Annotated in this window: 16 protein-coding genes; 8 read left to right on the top strand and 8 right to left on the bottom strand. The window is 62.1% G+C overall.

The window, feature by feature from the left end:
* Positions 1 to 2: 2 nt before the first annotated feature.
* The 8 genes from tssG to tssA form a co-directional block, all read right to left on the bottom strand.
* Positions 3 to 1,004 carry a type VI secretion system baseplate subunit TssG gene (gene tssG, locus FHT79_RS24775; protein ID WP_183904340.1) on the bottom strand — a complete coding sequence of 334 codons (1,002 nt, stop codon included), beginning with the start codon at positions 1,002 to 1,004 and terminating at the stop codon, positions 3 to 5.
* Between the two features lie 20 nt (positions 1,005 to 1,024).
* Positions 1,025 to 2,806 (bottom strand): type VI secretion system baseplate subunit TssF, encoded by a 1,782-nt coding sequence (gene tssF / locus FHT79_RS24770; RefSeq protein WP_183904339.1) that lies wholly within the window; start codon positions 2,804 to 2,806, stop codon positions 1,025 to 1,027.
* The gene (gene tssE / locus FHT79_RS24765; RefSeq protein ID WP_183904338.1) at positions 2,799 to 3,308 is read right to left on the bottom strand and encodes a type VI secretion system baseplate subunit TssE; all 510 of its coding nucleotides are present in this window, start codon (positions 3,306 to 3,308) and stop codon (positions 2,799 to 2,801) included. Before tssE ends, tssF begins: the two co-directional genes overlap by 8 nt.
* Positions 3,301 to 4,131: a type VI secretion system accessory protein TagJ gene (locus FHT79_RS24760; RefSeq protein WP_183904337.1), complete on the bottom strand. Its 831-nt coding sequence runs from the start codon at positions 4,129 to 4,131 to the stop codon at positions 3,301 to 3,303. Before FHT79_RS24760 ends, tssE begins: the two co-directional genes overlap by 8 nt.
* Positions 4,128 to 5,516, bottom strand: a complete 1,389-nt coding sequence (gene tssC / locus FHT79_RS24755; protein ID WP_183904336.1) for a type VI secretion system contractile sheath large subunit — start codon at positions 5,514 to 5,516, stop codon at positions 4,128 to 4,130. Before tssC (FHT79_RS24755) ends, FHT79_RS24760 begins: the two co-directional genes overlap by 4 nt.
* 75 nt (positions 5,517 to 5,591) lie before the next feature.
* Positions 5,592 to 7,073, bottom strand: a complete 1,482-nt coding sequence (gene tssC, locus FHT79_RS24750) for a type VI secretion system contractile sheath large subunit (protein ID WP_183904335.1) — start codon at positions 7,071 to 7,073, stop codon at positions 5,592 to 5,594.
* A gap of 130 nt (positions 7,074 to 7,203) precedes the next feature.
* Positions 7,204 to 7,728 (bottom strand): type VI secretion system contractile sheath small subunit, encoded by a 525-nt coding sequence (tssB, locus tag FHT79_RS24745; RefSeq protein WP_047616886.1) that lies wholly within the window; start codon positions 7,726 to 7,728, stop codon positions 7,204 to 7,206.
* A gap of 56 nt (positions 7,729 to 7,784) precedes the next feature.
* Complete coding sequence (gene tssA, locus FHT79_RS24740) at positions 7,785 to 8,849, bottom strand: type VI secretion system protein TssA (protein WP_183904334.1); 1,065 nt, start codon at positions 8,847 to 8,849, stop codon at positions 7,785 to 7,787.
* 230 nt (positions 8,850 to 9,079) lie between these two features.
* Here tssA and tssH point away from each other — a divergent pair, with 230 nt between their 5' ends.
* From tssH to FHT79_RS24700, 8 genes are all read left to right on the top strand, one after another.
* Positions 9,080 to 11,854, top strand: a complete 2,775-nt coding sequence (gene tssH, locus FHT79_RS24735; protein WP_183904333.1) for a type VI secretion system ATPase TssH — start codon at positions 9,080 to 9,082, stop codon at positions 11,852 to 11,854.
* 41 nt (positions 11,855 to 11,895) lie between these two features.
* On the top strand, positions 11,896 to 12,372 hold the full coding sequence (locus FHT79_RS24730; protein WP_003575677.1) for a type VI secretion system tube protein Hcp: 477 nt from the start codon (positions 11,896 to 11,898) through the stop codon (positions 12,370 to 12,372).
* Between the two features lie 150 nt (positions 12,373 to 12,522).
* The gene (locus FHT79_RS24725; protein WP_183904332.1) at positions 12,523 to 13,599 is read left to right on the top strand and encodes a hypothetical protein; all 1,077 of its coding nucleotides are present in this window, start codon (positions 12,523 to 12,525) and stop codon (positions 13,597 to 13,599) included.
* 9 nt (positions 13,600 to 13,608) lie between these two features.
* Positions 13,609 to 14,541, top strand: coding sequence for a hypothetical protein (locus tag FHT79_RS24720; RefSeq protein ID WP_246714051.1), 933 nt, complete (start codon positions 13,609 to 13,611; stop codon positions 14,539 to 14,541).
* 28 nt (positions 14,542 to 14,569) lie between these two features.
* Positions 14,570 to 16,834, top strand: coding sequence for a type VI secretion system tip protein TssI/VgrG (gene tssI / locus FHT79_RS24715; RefSeq protein WP_183904331.1), 2,265 nt, complete (start codon positions 14,570 to 14,572; stop codon positions 16,832 to 16,834).
* A 10-nt stretch (positions 16,835 to 16,844) separates the two neighbouring features.
* Positions 16,845 to 17,954, top strand: coding sequence for a DUF2169 domain-containing protein (locus FHT79_RS24710; protein WP_132574931.1), 1,110 nt, complete (start codon positions 16,845 to 16,847; stop codon positions 17,952 to 17,954).
* The gene (locus tag FHT79_RS24705) at positions 17,951 to 19,618 is read left to right on the top strand and encodes a DUF4150 domain-containing protein (protein WP_183904330.1); all 1,668 of its coding nucleotides are present in this window, start codon (positions 17,951 to 17,953) and stop codon (positions 19,616 to 19,618) included. The genes FHT79_RS24710 and FHT79_RS24705 overlap by 4 nt, the downstream gene beginning before the upstream one ends.
* Positions 19,605 to 20,681: a hypothetical protein gene (locus FHT79_RS24700; RefSeq protein ID WP_210304835.1), complete on the top strand. Its 1,077-nt coding sequence runs from the start codon at positions 19,605 to 19,607 to the stop codon at positions 20,679 to 20,681. Before FHT79_RS24705 ends, FHT79_RS24700 begins: the two co-directional genes overlap by 14 nt.
* Positions 20,682 to 20,701: the final 20 nt, after the last annotated feature.

Here is a 20,701-nt window from a genome sequence, read left to right as displayed (position 1 = left end):
CCTCACCGCGCCTGGACCGACAGGCGCTCGACGATCACCGCATCGCCGCTGTCCTTTGCCGCCGGCGCGACCCTCGCCCAGCTGTTCCAGCCCAAGCGCGGCGGATCGCCTACCTGTCCGAGCTGGCAGAAGGGAACGTCCTCCTTTTTCAGGATCGCCTGTATGTCGAATTCGAGTGCGGCGCCGACATAGAGCCGCGTCAGGGCGAAGAGCTCGGTGATGGCGCGGCCGCCCGGCGCAAGCTGCAGGTAGTCGGCATAGCCGAGCGGACCGATGACGATGCGAAAGCCGCCGCTGAAATCGTGGATGGCTGCACCCGCCGTCGCATTGATCCCAAGCTGGACGCCCTGCGGCTGGCCCATGCGGCTGCGCTCCTCCACCGGGATGGTCAGCCAGCGGCCGCGGAACAATTCGATCTCCACCGGCAGGCCGCTGAATTCGCGCAGCATGGCGCGCAGATTGGAAGCATTGCGGTTGCGCGCGGCGAAAAAGCCGGAGAAACGCAGGATCAGCTCTTCGTCGACGCCGCTCTTTTCGACGAGACGCTTGGTGCCGAAACCGGTGAGCGACAGGAGCGTGGTGACGAAGGCGTTGTTTGCCCACGTGCCGCCCCAGCGCAGCCGCCGGGCGATGCGGTATTTCTCGCAGGCGTCGGTGAAGAGTTCCGCCATCCGCGCACCGAACAGGTCGAAAAAGCCGGCCAGCGCCCGTGACCTGTTGCGCTCCTCGCGCATGACAAGTTCGTTATAGGCCGACGGCATCGAGCCGAGCGCGCCGACGAGACCGGCAAGCGCGCTGCGGATGACGGCCCGGCCGCCCTTGCGCCGGTATCCGCTGACCGCAAGCGGCGCCGGCGAGACGCCGACGTGGGAGGCGACATCCAACCGCCCTTCCTCCACCGAAGCCTGCGCGACGCGAAACGCCGTCACCGGCTCGAAGCGGCCGGGGTCGCGTTCGAGCAGATCGGCAAGGGCGTCTGGTTGGCGGGCGACGGGGAGATCCATGATTTGAGAGCGATCCTTCCTCAGAGCAGCGGGCGTTCGGCGGCGCGTGCCGGCCATCGGGCGATCGGCCTCGACTGCCCCTTCATCCCGATGGTCAGCCGGGTGAAGCTGTTGACCGAGGTATAGAGACTGAAGAAACGGTCGAGCACGCTGCCGAACAGGAAGGCCGAGGGCCGGTCGATGGCGGCCGGATCGAATTCGAGCGCGATCTCGGTACCGGGCACCATGCCGCCGCTGCCGAGACGGGCGGTCGAGTTGCCCGCCTTGATCCGGACGAGCGCATCGCCGAACTGCTTGGTCTCGGGACTGTCCCGGAAGGCGTAGAGCGACAGGATGTCCTTCAGCGCCGCGCCGTCATTGTCGAAGAGCGACAGGTGATTGAGAATGAGATGCGACATCAGCCGCCAGTTTCGGCCCTCCTGATCGTTCATCCTCACCGACGGCGTCGGCGGGATCAGCGCTTCGACACTTGCGACCGCTTCATGGCCGGAGGCGAGCTGCAGGAAAGGATGGCCGCCGCCGAAGGGGAGCTGTTCCGGCAGGTCGCGATTGAGGCAGAGCGTATCGACGCTCGCGACCGCATCGACGGGACCGGCGGAGCGGCGCTGGCGATCGACGAAGGCGATGTCCATGTCGCTGGTCCTGTCGTCTTCGTCGAAACGGCGATAGGCCTGCCAATAGGTCGGGCTCGCGCCTGCCCGTTGCGAGCGTCCGAAGAACGGCTGGCAGAATTCCTCCTGGCCGCGCGATCCGGTCAGGAGAACGCGATCGATCGAATAGATCTCGCGGGTCTTCTGGCGCCGCGCGTCCGGCAGGAGACGGTATTCGGTGCGGGTGCCGTCGATGGCAATCGGCTCGCAGACCTGGCGGAAGAGGTTGACGACAGGCGTCGCATTGAGCGCGAAGTCGCGGACCGACACCGCTCGCTCGAGTTTGGCGTCGCTGTCCCTCAGGTAGACGAAGAGCTCCAGCGTCTCGCCGCGCCAGGCATCGAGTCCCTCGATGTCGAGAAAAAGAAACTTCCGTGGCAGAGCGAAAAATTCGGTCAGCAGCCGGTAGCCGACAAAGCTCGGCGCCGGATAGGGCAGCATGGCCTCTTCGGGCTCGAAGCCGACCGGTTTGAGATTCCCCGCCGGCAGGAAGACCGGCGACCGGTCGTCCGCATGTTTGGCGAGCGCAATGCCGAGCGTGTGATTGGCAAGCAGTTCGTAGATCGCCACCGCCTGCTGCCAGGGGGAGGGAATGTGCAGGCGCAGCCGGTTCACGCCGAGGCTGCCGAGGGGCTTTCGGGCATCGAGGCTGCGGATGGAGAGCCTGAGGCAGCCGGCAACGCCGACATAGGGCGAAAGCGGCGCATTGATCGGCTGGCCGGAAAGTGCTGCACCGGTGATCCCGATCGGCGCCATCTCGACATCCTGCGTGGTGCGGAAACGGCAGGCCTCCCCTCGCACTGGCTCGGCCAGAATTTCCGTATGACGCGGCACTGTCTGGACCGAGGCGAGCGTATCGCTCGGTCGGAACCTGACGATGCTCATCGAGGGCAGCGGCGAGAGGTAGTGGGGATAGAGCGTTTCGAGCAGGCTGTCGGTCAGTTCGGGAAACTCGTCGTCCAGCTTCTGGCGGACCCGGGCGGCCGAATAGGCGAAACTCTGGATCAGGCGCTCCACATGCGGGTCGTCGGCGACGTCTCCCGTCATGCGCAGGCGGCCGGCGATCTTCGGGAAGGCGTCGGCAAAACGTGCGGCCCGGCGGCGCAGCGCCAGCAACTCCTCATTGTAACGGTGCAGAAAACCTTCAGCCATGCGCTGCCTCCACGAGGAAGCGCTGGGTCGAGGGATCGATGGTCGACTCGAAGCTGATCGGCGGCATGCCTTCATGCAGACGGAAGGTCGCCTGGATGCGCATGCGCAGCGCTCGTTCGGTCATCGTCTGGCTTTTCAGGATCGTCACCCTGACATCGGAAAGGCGCGTTTCGAAAAGCGCGATCCGCCGCTCGATCGCTTGCGCCAGCTTGAGCTTGGCCTGGTCGGTCATCAGATTTGCCGAGACGACGCCGTCGACGCCATAGCTCACCAGGGCGTCCTTGAGTTCGGAAAGTGCCGTCGGCGGCGTGGTCGGGCAGCGCCGCGTGTTGAGCAGCGCTTCGAGATCGCGGCGGATCGCCTCCCTGACGTCGCGGACCTGATCGACGAGGCTCATCGGCGGATCGACGGCGCGATCCGGAGCCTCGTCGATCAACCTGTCGAGGATCGAGCGGGCAAGGACGCGGTCGCGCAGCCGGTAGCGTTCGAGCGGATCAGCCATGCGCAACCTGCCTGCCGGCAGCCGTTGCCGGCACGATCTCCAGACTTTGGGTGTCATGGAAGGAAACCAGTTCGTCGCCAGCGAGGTAGCAGCGCTGGCCGCGGCCGGTGGTGATGCCCGTGGGTTCCTCGATCCATTCGGTCTCACGGCCGAGCCTCAGCGTCGCATCCTTGCCGGTGCCATGATAAACCGCAGGCAGAAGCACCGACGCGGCCGCGCCGTCGATCAGCGAGAGCTCGGCGCGGCGGAAGGCGAGATCCCGCGGACGGGCAATCGGCTCTATCGACAGAGCTGCGATCTTGGCGAAATCGATCCAGAGATAGGCGCCGCCGGTCATGATGACTTCGAGAGCGTGCGGCGTGCGGTCGTCGAGATCGCGGAAATCAGAGACCGCCCTGCCGTTCCAGATCAGTGGGCGCTCGCCCCTCAGGTTCTCGAGCGCAGCGAGCGCGGTCCTCGCCTCATCCGCATCCCCGCCGCGATGGGCGATGCCGAGGCGGACGGCGAGCTTGTCGAGCTCGCTCGGCCCCTGCGGAAATTCCGGCAGGGCGCTGCTCGTAAACCAGGCGTCACGCGCCGCCATTGCCCGAAGCTCATTACGCAGCAAGGCGAAGCCCATCGTCGCGTCGGGACAGAGGGTGGCCGCAAGGCTGCACTGATTGTCCGCACGCTGATAATCCCCGGCAAGCACGAGAAGATCGATATAGAGATGCCGCGCCTCCTGATCCGAGGGCTTGATCTTCAGATGCGCCTTGACCTCCTCGATCGCGTCATCGAGGGCGTCGTCGCTGAGCGATTGGGCGATGCTGGCGGAAAGCGTCATGCGGACATCCTCTCGGGTATGGCAATGGGGCGGCTCGGGGTCTGGCCGGTGGTCGCGGTCTCGGCGACGAGATGGAAGCTGGTGGCAACGTCATCGAGCTGGAAATGCGGCTGCAGCCGGACGGTGCAGGAGAAGCTGCCGGGCTTGCCCGGAATCTCGGCGACGCTGATGCCGGCCGAGCGCAGGGGAAAGCGGGTGCGCAATGCGATGTCGGCATCGTCATTGCCGAGCGTATAGGCGGTCAGCCAGTCCGCCAGCTTCCGCTCGATCGAGATCGCATCCGAAAGCTGGCCGATTTCGTCGCGCATGATGACCTTGAGATAATGCGAGAAGCGCGACGCGCAGAGCACATATTGCAGCATGGCGGCGAGGCGGGCGTTCTGGCGGGCATGTTCGTTGGAATAGTGCGGCGGCGCATGCAGCGACTGATTGGAATTGAAAATCGCCGAAGCGGAGAGATAGGTGGTGGCGGCGGGGATGATGCCGAGATCGCAAAGCTGCTGCTCCTGGCCGCTGGTCAGTTGGATTTCCACCGGCGGCTGGGCTGATAGTCCGTTGCTTTCGGTGCCAAAATCATAAGGCGGCAGGTCGGCTGCACTCAGCAGGCCGCCGTCGACAGCATCCTGCGTGACGCCGCGGATATCCGCGAACCAGCCTGAGACGATGAAATTTCGGATGACGACAGTGGCAAAGGCGAAAGCGGCATTGCCCCAAAGAAGCGAACTGCCGTCGGCGGCGATGCTTTCGCGGAATGGAAAGCCGTCGTTGCGATCGCGCGCATGAGGCGTCAGCGGCGAGCGCATCAGGATGCGCGGCGCGACAAGCCCGAGGAAACGCGAATCCTCCCGTGCACGCAGACCGTTCCAGCGGATGCGGGCCGTCTCATAGGCAAGCCAGGAAAAGTCGTTGACCCGGTTCAACTCGTGAAAGTCTTCAAGCCCGATCGCCTGCGGCGCTGCACCCGCAACAAAGGGGCAGAAGGCGGCCGCCGCCACCATGCCGATCTGCGACAGCGTGCCGACCGGATCGCCACCGGCCGGGTCGGCGGGAGAAAGATGATAGTCGCCGACCAGCAGGCCGAAGGGCTCGCCGCCCGCCATGCCGAACTCGCGGCTATAGATCAGTTCAAAGAGATGGCTTTGGTCGAAATCGCTGGCACGCTCCATGCTTCGCGCGAGCTCGCTCCAGCTGACGCTGAGAAGCTTGACCTTCACCTCGCCGCTGCGGCTTGCCTCGCGCACGAGCATGGCAAGGCCTCGCCATCTCGCCTCCATCGCCTGAAAATCGGGATGGTGGAGGATGGCATTGACTTGCCTGTTCAGCGCTTCGTCGATCAGCGTAATCAGCTGATCCGCCCGGCGCCGCCATTCAGTGCTGGAACCCATCGTCAACCTGACACAGATGTTCGAACGCAAGGGTCAGGCGCGGCGGCGAACCCACCACACCTGACCCTGCTTTCATCAGTTCTTCGAGGGAATCCGGGCGACCATGCGCAGCGAGGTGGTCAATTCCTCCATCTGCAACCACGGACGCATCCAGGCCACGGCATTGTAAGCGCCCGGCCTGCCGGGGATCTCCTGTACGGTGACCTTTGCCTCGCGCAGCGGATATTTCGCCCGCGATTCCTCGCCGGCGTCGTCATTGGCATTGACATAGTTGGAGATCCAGCGATTGAGCCAGGCCTCGCAATCTTCCGCCTCCATGAAGGAGCCGATCTTATCGCGGCCCATCACTTTGAGATAATGGGCAAAGCGCGAGGTCGCCATCATATAGGGCAGACGGGCTGAAACGGCGGCATTGGCTGTTGCTTCGGGCCGGTCGTAGAGCTTCGGCTTATGTGCGGTCTGCGCCCCGAAGAACACGGCATAGTCCGTATTCTTGTAGTGGCAGAGCGGCAGGAAGCCGAGCTTGCCGAGCTCGGCGTCGCGGCGGTCGGTGATGCCGACTTCCGTCGGGCATTTCAGGTCCAGATCGCCGTCGTCGCTCGAGAAGATATGCATCGGCAACCCTTCGACCTTGCCGCCGTTTTCCGCCCCTCGGATGGCGGTGCACCAGCCGTTCTTGGCGAAGGCTTCGGTCAGACGCGTGCCCATCACATAGGCTGCGTTCATCCAGCAGTAGGAATCGTGCGACAGTTCGCCGGTCTTGGAGCCGCCGGTTTCGTCGAAATTGAACTCTTCGATCGGACTGGTCTTCGGACCGTAGGGCATGCGGGCGAGCACGCGCGGCATGGCGAGCGTCACGAAGCGTGAATCGTCGCTGTCGCGCAGGCTGCGCCACTTGGCGTACTCCACCGTCTCGAAGATCTTCTCGAGATCGCGGGGTTTGGCCAGTTCGCGGAAATCCTCGAAGCCGAACATGCGCGGGCTGGCGGCCGAGATGAACGGCGCGAAAGCGGCTGCGGCGATCATCGAGACGCCCTGCAGAAGCTGGACGTCATCGAAGGAATTGTCGAATTCGTAGTCGCCGATCAGCGCGCCCATCGGTTCGCCGCCGGGTGTGCCGAACTCGTCTTCATAGACCGACTTGAAGAGCCGCGACTGGTCGAACTCGACGGCCTTTGCCAGATCCTTGGCGACATCGCGCTTGGATGCGTTGAGCACGCGGATCTTCAGATTGGCGCTGGTCTCGGTGTTCTTGACGAGATAATTCAAGCCGCGCCAGGCGCCTTCGAGTTTGGTGAACTCGGGCGACTGCATGATGGCCGCGAGCTGGCTTGAAATCGCCTTGTCGATCTCGGCAATGGCATTGTTCAGTGTGATCGTCAGGTTGCGATCATAGGTGACCGTGCCCTTCAGGGCTTGATCGGTCAGCGTGCGCAGAAGGTCCTGGGCACGGTCGGGCTCGGTCTGGCGGGTTGCCGCAACGACCTTCGAGAGCAGGTTCTCATCAGGCGCGAACCCGGCTTCTTCCTTTGTTTGCAATTGCGATTCGGCGGTCATCTATCGATCCTTTTTGCGAAAGCGGCGGCCCTCGAAGCATGAGGGGTTCCCTTCGAGAGGGGCGGCTGCCGGACAACGACTTTTCAGGAATTGAGCGCGCGGGCCGCTATCGGTCCGCGATCCCAGGCACTCAGTTCAACACGTCCTTCGCCTCTTCGGCTTTGCCGCCGCCAAGCTGGGCCACCAGCTGCGAGAGATCGGCCTTGTTCTGCAGGATATCCTCGAGCAGGCGCTCGAGTTCCTCGGAGCGGTCCGCCTTGCTCATCAGGTCGCGCAACTGGTTGCGGGCGTTGAGCAGGGCCTTCAGCGCCGGCACCTGATCGACGACAGAGCCGGGTTCGAAATCGGCCATGCTTTCGAATTTCAGCGAAACCGGAATCTCGGTTCCATCTTTCTCGAGGGTGTTCTCGACCGACAGGGTGAGCCCCGGCGTCATGCGGCGCATGACGTCATCGAAGTTGTCGCGGTCGATCTGCACGAATTTGCGCTCGCCGAAAGGCTTGAGCGCCTGCGTGGGGTTGCCGGAGAAATCGCCGAGCACGCCGACGACGAAAGGCAGCTCCTTCACCACCATCGCGCCTTCGGTTTCGACTTCGTATTTGATGTGGACTCGCGGCTTGCGAACCCGTTCCAGTTTTTCATGCACACTTGCCATCGAGATTCTCCTTCGTCTCATCGGCGGATTGTCAATTGAGATGCTGCGGCCTTTCGCTAGCCTCCCTTGTCGGTGACGGGCTGGATGCCGGCTGCCGTCAGCACCGCGTTGCGGGTGTGTTGTTCGGGCAGCAGTTCGGCAAGAAGCTCGAAAAAATCCATCCGGCCGCGACGCACCAGCGTCTCGATCGACATGGAGATCGGTGAATGGGGCTCGGTACGGCGGAAATAGCGGGCAACGGCGATCAGAAGTTCGAAGGCCTCTTCCCGTGAACGAATCGTCTCGGCGCTGACCGGTGGCATGCGAATGGCCCCGGCTCCGTTGCCATCGCTTGCCTGCAACGGCTCGGGCCCCTGCGGGACAAGGGCTTCAGGAGCGGTGAGCGGCTCTTCGATCCCGGCGAGCATCCGGATTGCAGAAGCGGCCTCCTGCAAAACATTGCGTGTATTCGAACTCGGTGGCGCCTGGTCGCCGCAGTGTCTGTCAAGTATTTCGACCATGCGATCGAAAGCGGCGATGCACTCGGTCAGCACGCCGAGATGGGCTGACATCTGAGCGACACCGGCTTCTGCCGCCGCCTGCTGCAATTCCTTGCGCCGTTCCGCTTCGTTCGGCCGCTGTGCAAGCTGAAAATCCCAAAGCGAAAACTGGGCGAACTTTCCGCCGGGGATCAACGATGTCAAACGAATAGCCTGGATCAGCGTTCCTTCGCCGCCGACGCCGTTCAGGCCCGCGAAGGGCGCGAACCGTTCCTCGATATCGCCGTCTCCGATCGAATGCAAAGCGTCGAAATACTTGTCTAAAAGCGACACGGTTGCGACGTAAACATCATGCAATCCTGAGAAGCCGCGCAGCCGTAACTGCGCTTCCGCCAGCCAGGCCAATACTTCGATGTCCTTGCTTCTGGAAGAAAGGATCTGCAATCCAAGATTGCTAACATCATGCCAGGCAGGTGCAAGCGCAATAGTGTCGCCCGGAGAAATACTACGTTCGGCTGTACGTGCGGCGTTTCTCGCGTCCTTAATTCTATAGTATATTTCACGTGATGAAGTATTAATCCGCACGTTTTCTCCGCACGGATGATTTTGTTCAAATGGATCTATAATTTCGCGAACGTTCACGCGGTTAAATTCCTCAAAAAGCAGAGCATACTGCGAAGAACGGTCATTTTGGGCGGCTCATATTGGCTTGTCAACCATCGAAGGATGATGACGGATTTATGACGACTTTCGATATGCTCGTTTTTCAAAATAGAGTCGTTTTTCTTCTGGACAAGGGTTTATGAGCGCCCTAGTTGTTTCTTCGCGTTAGGAGAGCATACTGAATTTCGACGTAAACACAGGACTGGTGGATGTCCCATATCGATCTCAATCGTCTGATAAGAACGCTTGAGCCCAATTTACGTGTCGGTCTTGAGACAGCGGCTTCGCTTGCCGTGCGGCATCAGCACGCCGTCGTCGATATCGCCCACTGGCTTCGTTCCCTTCTTGATATCGCAGGATTTTCTGCCGTTTTCGAAGAGCTCAAGCTCTCCTCCGAAATGCTGAGGACAGAGCTCGACGCGGCGATCGCCGACATGCCGCGGGAGGATGGCGCCTCGCTCGCGCTCTCTCCGAACCTGCTTGCCCTTGGGAGGGAATCCTTTCTGGTTGCATCGCTGCAATGCGGGCGGAATGTCGTGCTGCTGGCCGATCTGCTGGCCGCGCTGATCAATGATTCGGCATTGCGGGCCGTCATGCGGGGCATTGCCCCATCGATGCGCAATCTCGACAGGGCGACGCTCGACAGCTTGCTGGAGAAAACGTCGTCCGGTCCGTCCGAGCAACTTTCTATGCCCGCCACCGCGTCTCCGAACCTCAATGGGGACAATGAATTCCTGCGGCTCTACACCCACGACATGACGGCTGACGCCCGCGCCGGCCGGATCGATCCGGTCATCGGCCGTGACGGCGAATTGCGGCAGTTGATCGATATCCTGATGCGCCGGCGCCAGAACAATCCGATCCTGGTCGGCGAGGCGGGCGTCGGCAAGACCGCGGTGGCCGAAGCGCTTGCCCTGGAGATCGCCGCCGGCAACGTGCCGGCGCGGTTGAAGGAGGTGAAGCTGCTGTTGCTGGACCTGAGCCTGCTGCAGGCGGGCGCCGGTGTCAAAGGCGAGTTCGAACGGCGGCTGCATGGCGTGGTCGATGCGGTGAAGACCTCGCCCGAGCCGATCATCCTGTTCATAGACGAGGCGCATGGGCTGATCGGCGCCGGCGGGCAGGCGGGACAGGGTGATGCCGCCAATATCCTGAAGCCCGCTTTGGCGCGGGGAGAACTGCGGACGATCGCGGCGACGACCTGGGGCGAATACAAGCGCTTCATCGAAAAGGATGCCGCACTCACCCGCCGCTTCCAGACCGTGCATGTCCGCGAGCCGGACGAAGAAGCTGCAATCCGCATGCTGCGCGGCGTGGCGGAAGGCCTGAAAACCCATCACAAGGTCCGCATCCGCGACGAGGCGATCATCGCCGCCGTCCGGCTTTCGGCGCGATATCTGCCGGACCGGCAGCTTCCCGACAAGGCGATCAGCCTGATCGACACGGCCGCTGCTGCGGTGGCGCTGGCGCGCCAGACGACGCCGGAGGCGCTGAAGTTGCTCGCCGACGAGCGCGATCTTCTGGAAACCGAGGCGAACTGGCTCGCACGCGAACCGGAGACACCGGAAAAGCGCGCCCGGCTTGAGGAGATCGCCGGCAAGCAGAAGCAGATCGTTCTGGAGATCGAGACGCTCCAGTCGAAATTCGACGAAGAAAACCGGCTCGTCCGGGAGGCTGACCGGCTGGAGGAGTTCTTCTCGCCCGACGACGCCGTCGTCCCGCTGGCGCCGGCCGACAAGACGGGCGACGGCACAAATGTGGCGCCTTTCCGATCGCAAGCCATGACCGCGGAAAGCGCACGCGCCGCACTTGCCGTCACGGAACGCAGCCTGGCGGCAGTCGTGGATCAAACGCCGCTGCTGCCGCGCGTCGTCGACAAGGAAATCGTTGCCGCCGTGGTCGCTCGCTGGACCGGCATTCCGGTCGGCAAGCTGCTGTCGGACCAGATCGAGACCGTCAAGACTCTCGATGCCCGCCTGAAGGAGCGCGTGCTTGGCCAGGACGCGGCGATCGAGCGCATCGCATCGGCGATGCGGGCGGCCCGCGCCGGGCTTTCCGATCCGCGCCGGCCGCCGGCCGTCTTCCTGCTGGTCGGCATGTCCGGCACCGGCAAGACCGAAACCGCGCTTTCGCTCGCCGACATGCTGTATGGCGGCAGCCGGTACCTCACGACCATCAACATGTCCGAATTCAAGGAGGAGCATAAGATTTCCATGCTCCTCGGCTCGCCGCCCGGTTATGTCGGTTACGGCGAAGGCGGCGTGCTCACCGAGGCGGTGAGGCGCAGGCCCTATGGGGTGCTGCTGCTCGACGAGATCGACAAGGCGCATCCGGGCGTTCAGGAAATCTTCTACCAGGTGTTCGACAAGGGAACGCTGCGCGACGGCGAAGGCCGGGACATCGACTTCAAGAACACCACCATCGTCATGACGGCGAATACCGGTTCGGAGATGATCGCCGCACTGGCCGCCGACCCCGACACGATGCCCGAGGCAGACGCGCTCGAAGCGCTGCTGACGCCGGAATTGCAGAAGCATTTCAAGCCGGCCTTCCTGGGCCGCACGACCGTGCTGCCCTTCATGCCGCTCGGCAACCAGACCCTCTCGGGCATCGTCGATATCCAGATCGGCCGCATCCGCGAGCGGGTCGAGGCCACCTACGGGACCAGGCTTTCACTCTCGCCGGGAGCCCGCGACGCGCTGATTTCGCGCGCCCGCGCCAGCGAGGTGGGCGCCCGCGCGATCGAGGTCATGATTGCCCGCGACCTCTTGCCTGATCTTTCGACATTTTTCCTCGATGCCGTTGGCCAGGGGAAGAAAATTCACGGGGTCACCATCGGTTACGACGGCCACCGTTTCGGCCTCGATGCCGAAGAGGCCGCCCCGCAGGAATTCGACACGCCGGGGGAAAACCGGTTGTCGGATGAAGTAGCCCCGAGCCGCAAGCGCACTCGGGGAGCAGCGAGAAGAAAGGCAACTACGCCTTAGACGCAACTAGGCACTCAACCGCCAATAGGAGAGCTGACAGCATGCCGATTTATCTTCAGATCGACGGTATCCAGGGGGATGCGACCCACGAGCAGCATCGCAAGTGGATGGACATCGAAGCCATTCACTGGAACGTCGCCCGCAACATGAACACCTCCGCCGGTTCGGCGGCAAACCGCGAAGCTTCCGAGCCGACCGTTTCGGAAGTGATCCTCACCAAGGTCAGCGACTCCTCGTCGACCAAGCTCTTCCAGGAGGCCTGCTCGGGCCGCACCGGCAAGCGCTCCGTCATCCATCTCGTCACCACGGGCAACCCCGGCGACACCTACATCGAGTATTCCCTCGAGAACACGCTGATCGCCAGCTACTCGATCGATTCCAACGGTGACCGCCCGGTCGAGACGATCAAGCTGAACTTCACCAAGATGGAAGTGAAGTACACGCCTTACGACGACAAGCACTCGCCGCAGTCGCCGATGATCGCCTCTTACGATCTCGCGACCACCAAGGCCGCCTGAGGCTTCTCAACATCGGCAGTGCCAGCCTTGCTGCTGGCACTGCAGCCGACGTTTCGAGCGCCTTTTCCATCACAGGGAAGGGCGCTGAAACAGGCTGTTTTCGCAGATGAGTTGAGAAACATCCTTGCGCTTTAGACAATGGAGATGATCGTGTCGGCTGCAACTGAGCGTTTGAACGATATTCTTGTAGATTTGCCCAAATACAAATCCCAATGGGAGACGAATGTCGCCAATCCCTATGTGCGGGCTTACGATCTCGCCGTCGACAATTACCAGAAGACCACGAAAGCCCAGGAAGCCCGCGACCGGATGCTGGCCGAGCTCTTCGTGTTTTCCGCTTCGGTCCTGACGGGCAGCATCATGATGGCCGCCTTTGCCACGACCTCGGTGCGTGTGCTGGCGGGGCGCACGGCGCTTCGGGTGATCTGCAACAACAATCTCAACCGCACCTTCGACCTGATGCATGCCGCGGCCAACAGCAAGCCGGTGATGTTTGCGCTCGGCGGCGTGCTCGACGAGGCCAAGAAGCTCGCCAACAAGCAGGTGACCAGCGCTGCGGAAAAGCTGACGAGCAGCGCGCCGATCGCTTCCGCGCCGACCGCCCTCAATTTCATGACGCGGATCGCCGATTTCATCGACACCAACCACATCTGCGTGCATGATTTGGTCAGGGGCGTGCAGCAGGACAATTCGATCAGCGAGGCCAATAAATCCAGGCTTGCCGATCTGGTCGGCAAGACGCCGTTCTGCAATCCGCCGGAGAGCCGGCGCGTCGACGAAAACCGGCTGTCCCAGAAGATGGAGCTCTTGTTCTACATGAGCGCGGTTCTGGATTCCGACAACCTGGTGACCTATGTGCCGGCCACCGGCGGCACTGTCGGTGGCATGGGCCGGGATATCGAATACAGCAAGAACGCCATTCCGCAGATGCCCTCGGCATCGGATTATCCGAAGGCCACTTCGCCCCGCTTTATCGGCCGGCCGCTCCAGCCTTTCGAACCCGGTCAGCGTGTCGAATACGACAATATCGGATCGGTCGTACGGGATCGCATCAACACGCTCAGCCGTCTTACCGGCAATTCATCCTTCTATCCCGAGCAGAATTTTGCCGAAAAGCTTCTGATAGACCCCACAGGCCGCGCCCAACTGGCGAAGGCGGAGCAGATCATCAACCGACTTTCCACCGACGCGCGGCCCAAGCAGCTCACCGACGTCAGGATGATCTGAGGGGTGTCGATGCTGTTGACGGATCTCCTGAAGCCGCACGGATTGATGGGGCGCATGCGCTGGCCGCTGGTTGCGGCCGCTCTCGTCTGCGCCATGGCCGCAAGTGCGTCCGGCATGGTCGGTGCCTCTGATACCACCGATCAGTCCCTGCTTCAGATCGAAGAGGTGGCGTCGCGCCTTTCCGGCACGACCGCCGCTGTCGACAATGTCGCCAAGGCTGCGGCCGATCGGGGCATTTCGGCGACTTCGGATGCGCAGCCGCTGCTTGAAACGGCGGCGCGGTCTTCCTTCAAGGCCGACAGCATGCTGGCCGAAATATCGAAAGCCGTCGGTGAGGCCGGCGACGATGGCGTCGATCCGAAAGCCTTCGCCAGAGCGGCAGCGGCTTTGGAAGAGGGGCAGGCGAAGGTCGCGCGCATGTATGAAGCGCAGGACCAGACCGCGGCGAAGGATATCGAAACGCGTCTTGCCGACCCGGTCAACGGGCCGCGTATCAACCGGCTTGCCGATCTAATGGCCGGCCCGGATCTTGCCGTGGAAACGGCTTTCACCGCCCAGCTCATGTATCTGTCCCTGGAGACCCTCTCCAGCTCCGATGCCGGGACACTGGCGTCCGCTCCGCAGGACAAGCTGCAATCCGAGATGAAGAGCGTGATCTCGTCGCTGCGTTCGAAAAGCGAGAACGAGAAGCCGCTTCCCAAGGACATGGCACGGGCGAATGAAAAGGCGCGGCTTACCTTCGTGCTCGCCACCCTGTCTCCGGAAGATCTGTCGGTGCTGACGGATTTCTATGAGAGCCCGGGTGGAAAGGCCAAGCGCGACGCGCTCATCGAAAGTTATAAGCAGGTCTCCGATCAGGCCAATACCGAAATGCTGGGGCAGTATTTCCAAGCACTGGCGGATTACCTCAAAACCCATCCTCGGCCGCAACAGCAGCAGTAATTCGGCTCCCAAGACGGAACGTGATGTTATGGACGATTTGCAATCCCTCGCCGCCGATTTCATCCAGGCGAACCGTATTCTGAAGATCGTCTCGCCGCTCGGTGAGGACCAGCTTCTGCCGGAGCGGGTGACGATCGAGGAAGGCATTTCTTCGCTCTTCGAGATCAAGCTGTCGGCGCGCGCCAAGAAGCCATCCGTCAAGCCGGAGGAGTTGATCGGCCGGCTGATGGATGTCTCCGTCGAGGTGCAGCAGGGCGAGGATAGCGGCGGCGTGCGCCGGCCGTTCAACGGGCTGGTGACCGAACTCAACGAGGGGCCGCCGATCACCCGCGGCCTCAGATCCTATTCCATGGTGCTGCGCCCGCAGATGTGGCTGCTGTCGCGCCGTTCCGACTGCCGCATCTGGATGGACAAGACCTCGGTCGATATCGTCGAAACGCTGTTTTCCGAGCACGGCATCCCGGCGCCCGATACGTCAGGCGTGATCACGCCACCACCGCCGCAGCATTATTCGGTGCAGTGGAACGAAACCGACCTTGCCTTCCTCACCCGCCGTTTCGAGGAGGACGGACTGTTCTACTGGTTCTCCCATGAGGACGGCAAACACAAGCTGCATGTGGCCGACAGCGCCCGGTCTTGGCTCGGCCCGTCGCCCTCGGCGCAGGGCGAGGGGCAGGTCCGCCTGGCGCAGGGCTCGGCCGACCGCAACCATATCACCGAGTGGAGCCGGCGCTATTCCTATGTGCCGGGGCAGCGGGCCGGTGCCGACTGGAACTTCGAGACGCCGCGCATGGTGCCCAGCACGATGACGCCGTCGCTGGTGCAGATGCCGGAAGCGACCAAGCGCGAGCTCTACGAATATCCGGCGCGCATCTCCTCGGTGGCCGAGGCGGAGCGGGCGGAAAAACTGAGGATGCAGGCCTCCGAAGCCGATCACGACCGGGTCTTCGGCGGCTCGACATCCCGCATCCTGGAGGCGGGGCGCCGCTTCACCCCCTATGAAGTCGCCCATCCCGACCATGCCTATGAGGAGCATGTGGTGGTCAAGGCGGTGCATACCGTCGTCGACCGCTCTTACGAGACGAACAGCAACGAGCCGGAATACACGAACACATTCGAGGCGGTGCCGTCACGGGTGGCGATGACGCCGCACCGCGAGACCAAGCGGCCTCGGATAGAGGGCACGCAAGTGGCAATCGTCGCCGGCCCCTCCGGCGAGGAGATCCATCCCGACCAGTACGGTCGCATCAAGCTGTGGTTCCCCTGGGACCGCAAGGCCAAGAAAGACGGTTCCGACACCTGCTGGGTGCGCGTCAGCCAGGTCTGGGGAGGCGGGACCTGGGGCGCCCAAGTCATCCCGCGCATCGGCATGGAGGTGATGGTCGCCTTCGTCGACGGCGACCCCGACCGGCCGCTGGTCACCGGCGTGGTGCCGAATCCTTCCAATTCGGTTCCTTACGACTTGCCGGCCAACAAGACGCGCATGGTCATGCGGTCCAACACCCATAAGGGCACCGGTTTCAATGAGATGACCTTCGAAGACGAGGCCGGCCAGGAGAACATGTTCTTCCACGCCCAGAAGGACCAGACGACGCGGGTGCTGAACGACCGCACCAAACGCATCGACCGGCACGAGGTTTCGGCGATCGGCGCGAACCGGACGGTCGAAGTCGGCGGCAACCAGAAGCACGAGGTCGGCGGCTCGATGAACACCGTCGTCGGCGGCACCGGGCCGATGGCCATGGCGCTGATGGGGGCTGTCAGCGGTCTCTCCGGACATACGGCCGGATTGCTGGCCCAGGCCGGGCAAATTGCGGGCGGCGGTGGGCCGGGGCTTGCGGCCTTTGCCGGCACGCTGGCGTCTTCAGCGCTGGGTTTCCTTGGTGCAGGCGGACTGGGAAGCCGCGAGGGCGTTGTGTCCGGGCCGTCACCGAGAGCGGATGCGGGTACGGCGCTGGCTGGTTCCGGCACGGGTGTCGGCGACGCGGCCTCCAGCCTTTTTCCGCTGCCCGGCATCATGAACACGATTGTCGGCTCGTTCAAATCGGACACGATCGGCATTGCCCGTGCCGAGCAGGTCGGCGTGAGCAAGGTGACCAATGTCGGCCAGACATCGCTGGAGAGCGTCGGCAAATTCAAGAAGATCGCCGTCGGCGAGGAATTCGTCATCGAGTGTGGCGATTCCAAATTCATCATGAAAGCCAATGGCGAAGTGATCATTCTCGGCAAGACGTTCAACTTCGTCGCCACCGAACACTTCCAGATGCGCGGCAAGCCGATCGATCTGAACTGAGGAGGTTCGCTTGGAACTGATCAACCGGCTTCCCTTTCCGGCTATGGCCTTTCGGCAGTTCGATGCGAATGGGGACTTGGATTGTGTCGTGTCGGTTCGTGGCACGTTCGAACATGTTCAAAACGACAGATTGCGGTTACGTCGCGAGCAGGAAGACTTCCAATGGGAGGACGCCTATGAAGGTGATCCCCATGCCGGCCCTCTCCTGCGTCAGACCGATCTCACACCAGAGAAGGTCGGCACCGACATCACTTTCCTCGGCAATGCCTATGCGCCGGGCAGCACTCCAGCATCGTCATGGCAGGTCGGTCTGCGCGTCGGACAGCTCTCCAAAAGGCTTGAAGTCCATGGCGCGCGCTTCTGGCGCCCCGTCATCAAGGAAAAATGGGCCGGCTTTTCGGCAAGGGAAGCCAAGCGGGTGCTGGCGGATTGGCATCTGAGCGAAGCAGAACCGGCATCTTCGGTGCCGATCTGCTGGAGCAAGGCTTATGGCGGTCAAATTCCCGGTACGGGCGATCCGCAAACCGAAACGCCCGCCGATGTCGAAGCGCGCAATCCGCTCGGCTGCGGCATCGTCAATCTCGACATGCCTTGGGATCAAGCGCCCGTCGCGGCACCGCAAATCACGTTGCTGGGACAGACGCTGAACTGGCGCGAGCCCACCGAGCCTCAGGGACTGGGCTTGGTGTCGCCTTGGTGGCGATCTCGTCAGCAACATGCCGGGACCTATGACGATGTCTGGCTCAACGAGCGTCACCCGCTTCTGCCGGAAGATTTCGATGCACGCTTCTGGCAATGCGCTCATCCGGATCTCGTTGCGGCCCCTTATCTGAGCGGGGACGAAGACTACGAACTGGATCATCTCCACCCTAGCTTCGCCCAAGCCACAGGGCGACTGCCGGGGATCACGCTGGGCGTCCGATGTGTCGGCCAGGAGCGCGATGAGTGGTATCTGCTCTCGCTGGACGGCGTGCATTTCGACTGGCGGAACGATGGTCGAGTTATGCTGACCTGGCGGACGCGCTTTCCGCTTCAGGAGGCAGGCCAAACATCGCTTACGTTGACGCGGGTTCAAATCAAAGCGGCGGATGATGCTCATCCCGACGGAGCAGCGGCATGAGCATTCCGCGCGACAACTATGTCGGCGAGCCCGACTATCCCACGCCCTGGACGACGAAGCAGCCGCGCGAAGGGCTCCGCGATATCGATGAGGCACGGATCGTTTCGCTGTCGCCGGATGTGTGCCTGACGCCGATAGGTTCTTCGGTCGTTCCCATACCATACCCGATCGTCGACTATTGTGGGCACGACAAGGGCTATACGCCATCCGTCCGCTTCACTGGCAAGAAAGCCATGGTCATGCGCTCCTGCACCACGCATGTCCATGGCGACGCTCCGGGCAATCGCAAGGGCGTTAAGTCAGGCGCGGTAGAAGACATCTGCGAGCCGATCGAGCATGCGGATCAGGTTCGAGCCGAGGGATCTCATGTCATCCGCCATCTCGACCGCTTCTGGATGAACAATCGCAATACGCAGGGCGAGGCGAATTTTGTGCGCGGTACCGAGACATTCGCGCCGCCTGAAGACGATGATCCCATTCCCGGCTCACTGCGCTGGAAGGGTAGTGACGAAGGCAAGGTCGTGAGCGACGCGTCACCCGAACCGCTGATAATGGGGGCTCAATACGCGGATGCGGGGAGCGCTCTTCGCAAGGTAGCGCCGCAGCAATCGGCAGGAAATGCGCAACCGGCAACCCAGCCCAAGCCGCTGCCGCAGCCACAGCGGCCGCAAACGACCCGACCTTTTCCTCCCGCCGCGAATGACAACGTTTATCAACGCCGCGGAACCTTCGGACGCCCTTTGCCGACAGGAGCGGGCCGGGTGCTCGGTTTGCTCGGCCTTGTGCAAGCCGGCTACCAACTCGGCGACATGGCGGGACGATGGTATGTCGGACCGGATGGTGTCATGGCTCGGGCGATCGGGGACCATTTGCGCGGGCAAGTCCCTATTACGTCGACGCAAGCGCAGGAAATCAGCAATTTGCCCTGGCATATGCGGGAATGGTTTTCCGGGAATGCGACCATCCTCAATGCCAATGACATTCTGGCGTTGAAGGCCGGTGTGCCGCTCGATTTTCGCACGATGGATCCCGATGATCTCGCCGACCTGCTCGAGGCGCCGTGGCCCAGCGCCGAGCAGTTGCGGAAAAACGCAGAGCGCATCGGTGAGCGCCGGGCGCCTGCAGCACTGCCCGTCCCGGAAAACGTCCGCGTGGAGCAGGAGCGTGAAAAGCGGAGATGCCGGATCGACACCTACGAAAAGATGGAGCCGATCTGCAAGAGCATCGGTATGCAGGCCCATCATATCGTGCCTGATTGGACCTTGCGCTATGGCACCCGCAAGGAAGCGATCGTCGGTGAAAAACGAATTCCGAATATGCCCGGTTTCTGGCAAGGGCAGAGCATGTGCGTCGTCGGGCAGGCAAGGACGCAGGGAACCGAACATAACGATTCTCACCTGGCCGATGGGGCGATCGAGGCGCTCGGTAGAAATTCCAATCCGCCGTTCACCGCAACTTTGGATGATGTTAAGGATGCCTCTATCGACGCGATGACGTCCGTTCGGCCGGATTGTGCCGCGCAGATCATCGCTGCAGTCAATGGCGAGTTCGCCGGGAGAGACCCCAACCAACTGTTGCGAGCCAAACAGTATCCGCCTTTGCCCAGCGACACGCTCAATGCGTTGCAGACGGGTGCCAAGAGAGGTGCAAATGCAAGACCTTAAGAGTGCGAGCAGCATGATAGAATTCACTCGCGCCTGTGCCCGCTCCGATGATGCCGTCGTGATCAATGCCGTCATGACAGGATCTGACGTCTATGCTCCAGAATCCCGCATCTTTCGCTTCGAACACGACGCCCGGATCGGAGAACAATGGTATTATGACGACTTCGATTTCCATATGCAGGACATCACCTTATTCAGCAATCCGGAAATCGACGCTACGACCGACTATCTCACCTATATGTCTTCTGAGGGGGATGTTTATCACGCTTGGTGGAAAGGAAACTTTCGCGAAAAGATCGCGGGCGCGGGAACCTGGGTGGCAGACGCTAAAGGGCATGGACGAATGTCAGCAATTACCCAGGTCGGAGGCAAACTTTATGCATGCGGACAGGGTGGGCAAATCTATCGGCGACACGGTCGGGACAGTTGGAGCCTTCTGACTGATAGATTGCTGTTCGACATGGCCAGCTATCAGAAGAAAAAAGAAGGAAGGCCTCGCACAGATGATCCGGACTACCTTTCCTGGCTGAGGGACTTTCAGAAGCAAGCGCCCAAAAACATTTCTCTGAACGCTATCAAAGGCTTTTCGGAGGATGCGATATATCTATGCGGATCAGAGGGACCCCGGCCCGTCCTCTATTTCTGGGACGGTTCGGAGCTGCATGAGCTGAAGGTTTATCTTGAGGAAGCAGCGCTGACGGGCATCCACATTGAGCACGCGGATAGCGTCTGGATCTGCGGACGGGAAGGCGTGCTGCTGCACGGCAGCTATGCACGCGGGTTCACGCCAGTCAATCTGCGTCAACAGCTCAATCTCTTTCACATGATTACGCCCTATCGAGGCAAGCTGATATTGCCGTCGAGCGTTCGCCCGGGCGGCCTGTTCGAACTCGCGCCCGGCACGTCCGATCTGCGCCGGTTTTCCCCCGCTCTCCCTAAGCTGCGCGGTGAATACATTTTCTATGCGGGGGCTGTCGGTGATGTTCTTTGGGTTGTCGGTCAGAAGGATATTTTCCGCTTCGATGGGAATGAGTGGGAGCGGATTGAGCATCCTGATCTTTAAAACAAGGCATCTGTTGCCCA

The sequence above is a fragment of the Rhizobium sp. BK212 genome (genome assembly GCF_014197475.1).
Taxonomy (GTDB): Bacteria; Pseudomonadota; Alphaproteobacteria; order Rhizobiales; family Rhizobiaceae; genus Rhizobium; species Rhizobium anhuiense.
The sequence above is the reverse complement of the archived record's forward strand: the minus strand, read 5'-3'. Positions and strand labels throughout refer to the sequence as shown.

Bases quoted from the DNA above. Each gene is read 5' to 3' on its own strand.
- tssG (WP_183904340.1), bottom strand. From the start codon at position 1,004: ATGGATCTCCCCGTCGCCCGCCAACCAGACGCCCTTGCCGATCTGCTC.
- tssF (WP_183904339.1), bottom strand. From the start codon at position 2,806: ATGGCTGAAGGTTTTCTGCACCGTTACAATGAGGAGTTGCTGGCGCTG.
- tssE (WP_183904338.1), bottom strand. From the start codon at position 3,308: ATGGCTGATCCGCTCGAACGCTACCGGCTGCGCGACCGCGTCCTTGCC.
- FHT79_RS24760 (WP_183904337.1), bottom strand. From the start codon at position 4,131: ATGACGCTTTCCGCCAGCATCGCCCAATCGCTCAGCGACGACGCCCTC.
- tssC (WP_183904336.1), bottom strand. From the start codon at position 5,516: ATGGGTTCCAGCACTGAATGGCGGCGCCGGGCGGATCAGCTGATTACG.
- tssC (WP_183904335.1), bottom strand. From the start codon at position 7,073: ATGACCGCCGAATCGCAATTGCAAACAAAGGAAGAAGCCGGGTTCGCG.
- tssB (WP_047616886.1), bottom strand. From the start codon at position 7,728: ATGGCAAGTGTGCATGAAAAACTGGAACGGGTTCGCAAGCCGCGAGTC.
- tssH (WP_183904333.1), top strand. From the start codon at position 9,080: ATGTCCCATATCGATCTCAATCGTCTGATAAGAACGCTTGAGCCCAAT.
- FHT79_RS24730 (WP_003575677.1), top strand. From the start codon at position 11,896: ATGCCGATTTATCTTCAGATCGACGGTATCCAGGGGGATGCGACCCAC.
- FHT79_RS24720 (WP_246714051.1), top strand. From the start codon at position 13,609: ATGCTGTTGACGGATCTCCTGAAGCCGCACGGATTGATGGGGCGCATG.
- tssI (WP_183904331.1), top strand. From the start codon at position 14,570: ATGGACGATTTGCAATCCCTCGCCGCCGATTTCATCCAGGCGAACCGT.
- FHT79_RS24705 (WP_183904330.1), top strand. From the start codon at position 17,951: ATGAGCATTCCGCGCGACAACTATGTCGGCGAGCCCGACTATCCCACG.
- FHT79_RS24700 (WP_210304835.1), top strand. From the start codon at position 19,605: ATGCAAGACCTTAAGAGTGCGAGCAGCATGATAGAATTCACTCGCGCC.